This window comes from Bradyrhizobium macuxiense, from assembly GCF_001542415.1.
Classification (GTDB): domain Bacteria; phylum Pseudomonadota; class Alphaproteobacteria; order Rhizobiales; family Xanthobacteraceae; genus Bradyrhizobium; species Bradyrhizobium macuxiense.
Map to the genome: position 1 here is coordinate 1 of NZ_LNCU01000034.1, position 6,191 is coordinate 6,191.

Consider the following 6,191-nt stretch of genomic DNA (forward strand, 5'->3'; position numbering starts at 1 on the left):
GGCAGGGCTATCGCATATGACCGAGCATGCCGAGGAAAAAGGCATGATCCCATCCGGCGCGCTTGATTTTGCGCCGGATGGAGGCGCGGTCGGGGTGAGCTCGCAGGATATTGAGTGCGAGCCTGCGCAGGGTAGCGAGGTTCTCGGGAGCATGGTCCTTTCGCGCGCGATTGCCGTCCTCGGCGAAATGGACGTCGAGCACCCAATGGAGCTGGTTCTCGATGCCCCAATGACTGCGGGTGATGTGCAGCAGCCGCTTGGGGGAGATGTATTTGGACAAGAGATAGTGGCGTACAACCGGTGCATCGGCCCGGTGGCCTCGCAGACGCCTGCGCGAGGTGATGCGCCCCACCGCTGCGACGCCGGGGAAGTCGTGGTGCGCAGCCAGGCTGGTGTTGCGCATGATGGTGGCGCGCCGCGCCTCGTGCCGATCGTGGCTGGAGGGGTCGATCTGCTCGGCACTGCTGCGCCTGCCCGATCGCGCAAATTGTTGCGTAACCGCCTTGAACAGGGGGCCGCGGTTGGCTTTGATCGCCAGAGTGTAATTGCCACCTCGCTCCAGCACGGCGCTGGCAAAGGCGCGGCTGCAATGCAGGGCATCGGCGGTAACGATGCAGCCCTCCAGACTGAGAAGGTCCAACACTTCCAAGGCGCCTGCCGTCTCGTTGCGACCAGGCGCTTTCTGCTGAGCCAAAGCCATGCGGGCATCCACCGCAAAGACGTTGACCAGATGCAGCGGCGTGGCTTTGCCGCCGCGCTCGTAGGCGCCGCGCAACGCCTTGCCGTCGACGGCCACCACTCCGGTGAGCTTGAGCCCGTTGGCTTTGGCAAAAGCCGCCATGAAACGACGGAAAACCTTCTCGAAGGCTTGTGGCTTGAGCAGGCGGAAAACCCGGCTGAATGTGTCGTGGCTCGGGATGCCATGCTCCAACCGAAGGAAGAGCCGCAACAGCTCCTCCTTCGCTGCTCCGAAGTCCGCCATGTCCGAGCACGATTCCGCTCCGCACAGCGTTGCTGCCAGCGCGATGACCAGCACCTCCAAAAGATCGTGCCTCGCATTGGCCGCCCGCGGGTCCGGCAATCGACCAAAAACCTTCTTGAATTGGCGCATCCGACCCCCTTCTTGACCCAGGAGTCGTCTTCAGAATCTCTCTTGCTCTCCAATGCAATAGCCGGCGTAAATCCATATGCGATTCCCCTGCCGCAAGCGGGGAGAGGTAAGCAAGACCTAGTCCAGCTTCACCCTGGACAGCTTGAGCGCGTTGCCGATGACGCTGACCGAGGACAGCGCCATCGCGGCGGCGCCGACCATCGGCGACAGCAGGATGCCGAACAGCGGATAGAGCACGCCGGCCGCGATCGGCACGCCCGCGGCGTTGTAGACGAAGGCGAACGCCAGGTTCTGGCGAATGTTGTGCATCGTCGCGACCGACAGCCGTCGCGCGCGCACGAGGCCCATCAGATCGCCGGTCAACAGCGTGATGCCGGCGCTCTCGATCGCGACGTCAGTGCCGCCGCCCATGGCGATGCCGACATCGGCCGCCGCCAGCGCCGGCGCGTCGTTGACGCCGTCACCGGCCATCGCGACGATGCGGCCCTCGCGGCGCAGCCGCTGCACGACCTCGCTCTTGCGCTCCGGCAGAACCCCGGCCTCGACCTCGTCGATGCCGAGCGTGCGCGCCACTGCGCGCGCCGTGGTCTCATTGTCGCCGGTCAGCATCACGATGCGCAGGCCGTCGGCACGCAGCGCCTGCAGCGCCCTCGCCGCGGACGCCTTGACCGGATCCGCAATCGCGATCACGCCGGCAATGCGGCCATCGACCGCGACATAGATCGCGGTCGCGCCGTCCCGGCGGGCCGTCTCGGCGGCCTGGTCCAGCGCCGACGTCGCGACCTTGAGCTCGCCCATCAGCATGGCGTTGCCGAGCGCAACCTGCCTGCCTCCGACCGTGGCGATCGCGCCCTTGCCGGAAGGCGAGGCGAAGTCGCTGATTGCAACCAGCCCGACATTGCGCAGCGCGGCCTCGGCGATAATCGCCTGCGCCAGCGGATGCTCGCTGCCCTGCTCGACGCTGGCGGCAAGACGCAACACTCCGCTCTCGTCGAAGCCATCAGCGGCAATGATCCGCGCGACCTTCGGCTTGCCCTCGGTGAGCGTACCGGTCTTGTCGATGACGAGCGTATCGATCGCCTCCATGCGCTCCAGCGCCTGCGCATCGCGGATCAGGACGCCGGAATGCGCGCCTCGACCGACGCCGACCATGATCGACATCGGCGTCGCGAGCCCCAGTGCGCAGGGACAGGCGATGATCAGCACCGTGACGGCGGCAACCAGCGCGAAGGTCAGGCGCGGCTCCGGCCCGAAGCTCGCCCAGGCGATGAAGGCAAGCACGGCGGCTGTGATCACCGCCGGCACGAACCATCCCGCCACGCGGTCGGCAAGCCGCTGGATCGGCGCACGCGAGCGCTGCGCTTTCGCCACCATGTCGACGATACGCGACAGCATGGTATCGCGACCGATCTTGTCGGCGCGCATCACGAGGCCGCCGCTCTGATTGACCGTGCCACCGATCACATTGTTGCCTTCGGCCTTGGTGACCGGCATCGACTCGCCGGTGACCATGGATTCGTCGATGACAGCGCGGCCCTCGATGACGGTGCCGTCGACCGGAATCTTCTCTCCGGGCCGCACCCGCAGCCGATCACCGACCTTGATGGCGTCGATCTCGACGTCCTCATCGCCATGATCGGTGATGCGCCGCGCGGTCTTCGGCGCAAGGCCGAGCAGGGCGCGGATCGCGCCCGAGGTCTGCGCCCGGGCGCGCAGCTCCAACACCTGGCCGAGCAGAACCAGCACCGTGATGACGGCGGCCGCCTCGAAGTAAACCGCGACGGCGCCGTGCATGTCGCGGAAGGCAGGCGGGAACAGCTGCGGCGCCAGCGTAGCGACGACGCTGTAGAGATAAGCCACCCCGGTGCCCATCGCGATCAGCGTGAACATGTTGAGATTGCGCGTCATCAGCGACTGCCAGCCGCGCACGAAGAACGGCGCGCCGGCCCACAACACCACGGGCGTCGCCAGCACGAACGAGATCCAGTTCGACCAGGTCTGCGGCACCAGATGCATCAAGCCGAGATGGCTGCCCATCTCGAGCACGAACACCGGCACGGTGAGCGCCAGGCCGATCCAGAAGCGTCTGACCATGTCGATCAATTCCGGATCCGGCCCGTCATCGAGCGAGACTTGCTCGGGCTCGAGCGCCATGCCGCAGATCGGGCAACTGCCGGGGCCGACCTGGCGGACCTCCGGATGCATCGGGCAGGTGTAGATCGTGCCCGCGGGCGCCGGCGGCTCGGGCTCGCGCGGCTTCAGGAATTTCTCCGGCTCGGCTTCGAAGCGTTCGCGGCAACGTCCGCTGCAGAAGAAGTAATCCTCGCCGTTGTGGTTGAAGCGGTGTTTCGCGGTCGCCGGATTGACCTTCATGCCGCAGACCGGATCAATCGCGAGCGCCGCCTCATCCGGCTTTACGCCATGCGCGTGATTGCCGCTGCAGCAGGAATGCGCGGCCGCGCCGTGATGATGGTGATGATCCGCGTGCGAATGGTCGTGTTCGGTGTGTGCCACGAAACTCTTCCCGGCCGGTATCCCGGCCTCTTGATTTCGATACCCTATGGGGGTATATGAAGCCTATGAGAGAAGAGATCAAGACGTCCTGTTTAAAAAGGCTCAAACGGATCGAAGGTCAGATCCGGGGTCTTGCCGGCATGGTCGAGGAAGACCGCTACTGCATCGACGTGGTGACGCAGATCGCAGCCGCGCGCGCGGCCCTGCGCCGCGTCGAGGAGGAGATCCTGCGCGATCACGTCGCCCATTGCGTGGAGCATGCGATCTCGACCGGCGACAAGGCCGACCAGCGGCGCAAGATCGCCGAGCTGATGGATGTGATCGGCCGCGTCGACCGGTGATCCGGGAAGCGGAGGCGAGGAGCAGCTCCGCATATTCGGCGTCGTCCCTGCGAAAGCAGGGACCCACAACCGCAGGACGTGGGGATGGAGCGAGCTGCGGCCACAGCGTCGCGCAATAACTGTGCGCTGTGGTTATGGGTCCCGGGTCGCGCGGAGCCTGTCATCGGGCGGCGCTTCGCGCCGACCCGTTGGCTTGCCCGGGACGACGTGGGGAAGAGCACTGCTTAATTCGCTGCCGCCTCACGGGCGGCTGAACAGCACCATCAAGTATTGAAACGGAAGTGCATCACGTCGCCGTCGGCGACGACATAGTCCTTGCCTTCGAGCCGCAGCTTGCCGGCGTCGCGCGCGCCGGCTTCACCATTGCCTGCAATGTAATCGTCATAGGCGATGGTCTCGGCGCGGATGAACCCCTTCTCGAAATCGGTATGGATCACGCCGGCCGCGGCCGGGGCCTTGGTGCCACGGTCGATGGTCCAGGCGCGTGCTTCCTTCGGGCCGACGGTGAAATAAGTGATGAGATCGAGCAGCTGGTAGCCGGCGCGGATCAGGCGATCGAGCCCGGCCTCTTCGAGGCCCAGCGTCTCCAGAAAATCTACGCGCTCCTCGCGCGACAGCGTAGCGATCTCGGATTCGATCTTGGCTGAGATCACGACCGCGACCGCACCCTCCTCCTTGGCGCGCTCGAACACCGCCTTGGAGAAATTGTTACCGTCCTTGGCCGAGCCTTCCTCGACATTGCAGACGTAGAGCACGGGCTTCGAGGTCAGGAGCCCGAGCATGCGGAAGGCCCGCTCCTCCTCCGGCTTGCGCTCAAGCGCGCGGGCCGGCTTGCCGTCGCGCAACAGCACCAGCGCACGATTGACGAGATCGAGCTGTTCCTTGGCGTCCTTGTCGTTGCCCTTGGCCTTCTTCGAGAGATTGTCGACCCGCTTTTCCAGGCTGTCGAGGTCGGACAGCATCAGCTCGGTCTCGATGGTCTCGATGTCGGCGACCGGAGCGATCTTGCCCTCGACATGGGTGATGTCGGAATCCTCGAAGCAGCGCACCACATGCGCGATCGCATCGACCTCGCGGATGTTGGCGAGGAACTGGTTGCCGAGCCCTTCGCCCTTGGAGGCACCGCGGACCAGACCTGCGATGTCGACGAAGGTCAGCCGGGTCGGAATGATCTGCCCTGACTTGGCGACCGCCGCGAGTTTCTCCAACCGCACATCGGGCACCGCGACCTCGCCGACATTCGGCTCGATGGTGCAGAACGGATAGTTCGCAGCCTGCGCCGCCGCCGTCTCGGTGAGCGCATTGAACAGCGTCGACTTGCCGACGTTAGGCAGCCCGACGATCCCGCATTTGAATCCCATGTCTTCCTCAACGCTCTCTGCTTCGTCATGGCCGGGCTTGTCCCGGCCATCCACGTCTTCCGGTGCAATCGGCACCGAAGACGTGGATGCCCGGCACAGGGCCGAGCATGACGACAAGGGGATTAGGCCGGCTCTCCGCCGTTCTCATCCTTGTCGAAAAATCCCTTGGCCTGCATCGTCAGATGCACCTTGTTGGCGAACGACGCGTCTTGCCCCGCCGCCAGCAGGCCGGCATTGTCGGCAATCGCCGCGCACAACGCCTCCACCCACGGCCGGTCGCTCTTGGCGAAGTCCGACAGCACGTGGTGGTGCACCAGCTCCTTGACGCCGGGATGACCGATCCCGAGCCGCACGCGGCGATACTCGTTGCCGATATGGGCGGAGATTGAGCGCAGCCCGTTATGGCCGGCAATCCCGCCGCCGATCTTCACGCGCAGCTTCGCCGGCGGCAGTTCGAGCTCGTCCTGGAATACGGTGATGTCGCGGGGGACAAGCTTGAAGAAACTCGCCGCCTCCTGCACCGCGCGCCCGGACTCGTTCATGTAGGTGGTCGGCTTCAGCAGCACGACCTTCTCGTGGTCGAGCACACCTTCGGCAGTCTCGCCCTGAAAGCGACGGCGCCATGGTGCGAAACCATGACGCCGTGCAATCTCGTCGACCGCCAGGAACCCGATATTGTGCCGGTTGCTGGCGTATTTGGCGCCGGGATTACCGAGACCGACAAAGAGGCGCATGGCGCGGCATCCCGTGTCGGCGCGCCATCAGACGATCGCGCGCCGACCTGATCGATTACTTCTTCTTGTCGCCACCGCCGGCGGGCGCCTTGGCACCCGCGGCCGGAGCTGCCGCACCCGCAGCCGGAGC

5 protein-coding genes and 1 pseudogene are annotated in these 6,191 nt (G+C 65.4%); 1 reads left to right on the forward strand and 5 read right to left on the reverse strand.

The features are described 5' to 3' along the window. Positions 1–7 precede the first annotated feature (7 nt). Together AS156_RS07975 and AS156_RS07980 are read right to left on the reverse strand one after the other, a co-directional pair. Positions 8–1,111, reverse strand: coding sequence for an ISAs1 family transposase (locus AS156_RS07975; protein WP_066499663.1), 1,104 nt, complete (start codon positions 1,109–1,111; stop codon positions 8–10). 117 nt (positions 1,112–1,228) lie between these two features. Beyond that, complete coding sequence (locus tag AS156_RS07980) at positions 1,229–3,625, reverse strand: heavy metal translocating P-type ATPase (protein WP_066502320.1); 2,397 nt, start codon at positions 3,623–3,625, stop codon at positions 1,229–1,231. A 65-nt stretch (positions 3,626–3,690) separates the two neighbouring features. Here AS156_RS07980 and AS156_RS07985 point away from each other — a divergent pair, with 65 nt between their 5' ends. Then, a complete protein-coding gene (locus AS156_RS07985) occupies positions 3,691–3,966 on the forward strand; it encodes a metal-sensitive transcriptional regulator (RefSeq protein ID WP_066502322.1) in 276 nt (91 codons plus the stop codon). Between the two features lie 263 nt (positions 3,967–4,229). Here the strand turns inward: AS156_RS07985 and ychF are convergent, their stop codons facing one another. The 3 genes and pseudogenes from ychF to AS156_RS44075 all read right to left on the reverse strand — a co-directional run. Next, positions 4,230–5,327: a redox-regulated ATPase YchF gene (gene ychF, locus AS156_RS07990; protein WP_066502879.1), complete on the reverse strand. Its 1,098-nt coding sequence runs from the start codon at positions 5,325–5,327 to the stop codon at positions 4,230–4,232. Positions 5,328–5,449: 122 nt separating this feature from the next. Beyond that, positions 5,450–6,061: an aminoacyl-tRNA hydrolase gene (pth, locus tag AS156_RS07995; protein ID WP_066502324.1), complete on the reverse strand. Its 612-nt coding sequence runs from the start codon at positions 6,059–6,061 to the stop codon at positions 5,450–5,452. Between the two features lie 55 nt (positions 6,062–6,116). Then, a pseudogene (locus AS156_RS44075) lies at positions 6,117–6,191 on the reverse strand (50S ribosomal protein L25/general stress protein Ctc); the annotation flags it as partial.